General features: G+C 62.9%; 3 protein-coding genes. All 3 read right to left on the bottom strand.

All coding sequences use genetic code 11. From position 1 onward, the window contains the following. Positions 1 to 250 precede the first annotated feature (250 nt). On the bottom strand, positions 251 to 607 hold the full coding sequence (locus tag ACTQ48_RS11255; protein WP_441085750.1) for a hypothetical protein: 357 nt from the start codon (positions 605 to 607) through the stop codon (positions 251 to 253). 1 nt (position 608) lies between these two features. Beyond that, positions 609 to 785 carry a hypothetical protein gene (locus tag ACTQ48_RS11260; RefSeq protein ID WP_343089981.1) on the bottom strand — a complete coding sequence of 59 codons (177 nt, stop codon included), beginning with the start codon at positions 783 to 785 and terminating at the stop codon, positions 609 to 611. Further along, the coding region (locus ACTQ48_RS11265; protein ID WP_441570990.1) for a hypothetical protein at positions 782 to 962 on the bottom strand (181 nt) is incomplete at its 5' end. The genes ACTQ48_RS11260 and ACTQ48_RS11265, both read right to left, overlap by 4 nt.

Below are 962 nucleotides of genomic sequence, written 5' to 3' on the forward strand. Positions count from 1 at the left end.
GGCTCTCATGCTGCGTCCCGGTTTTGTCGCGTAGCGAGGTCGGCAAGCAAAGATCGCGAGCCCCTACCTACCGGACTTTTTTTGCTTGCTGAACCACAATTCTCAACCACAAACAGGCTTGAGCTTTCCTGCCCAGCTTTAGTTGTTTGGGTTGGGTTGGGTTGGGTTGGGTTGGGGGAGACGTAACATTTCTGTACGTACGACGGACGTACGCCGTAACGTACGACGTACATACAACGCGACATGCACCTCATGACGCGCCGCCCTTGATGGCCCGGAGCTGCGCCCTTTTAGCCCTCCACTCAGCGACCCGCTGACGCTCACTCTCACGCCTCGACTCAATATCAGCCCTGCTCGGATTGATCTGCACCCAGTCGTGGAACTGCCATCCGCCCTCCACCTCGTCCCACAGTCCAGCCTGGACGAGGGTTCTTGCGTCGGCAGGTCTGGCTCCGAGTGCGGGTAGCATCCCGGCCGGGACATGGCCGTCGGTGAGATGATCGGCGCACCACGATCCGGCGATCACCCACAGCCCCATCGCCCGCAGTCCCGCCTGATGTCGTTTCGGGTGGGAGTGTAGTTTGTCATCGACGCGCATCCACGCCATGTCAGGGCTCCTCTCTGAGTCGTCTCGATGCTCTGCGCGGGTCGCCCTTGCATGCGACGATCAGATACTGATGCAGTCGCGCGAACGGCTCCACGTAGCCCTCGTGAGGAGGTATGCGGGCGACGATCTTCTCGGCGATGACTTGCTTGCCGCCGCTGTAGGGCATGGGGGGTTTCATCCGTCCACCTCCTGGAAGACGAGCGTCAGCCGGACGTGCCCCGGTTTGCACCGCTCGGCCTGCGGGCGCCAGTCGGGGCCGATGAGGTGGGTGTCGTCGTCGTCGGGCAGGAGCGGCACCCAGCCGTGCGGACGCCAGCCGCAGCCGCTCACGAGACCATCCACGAGCGCCTTGATG

The organism is Collinsella sp. Sow4_E3, from assembly GCF_052116285.1.
In the GTDB taxonomy this organism is placed as follows: domain Bacteria; phylum Actinomycetota; class Coriobacteriia; order Coriobacteriales; family Coriobacteriaceae; genus Collinsella.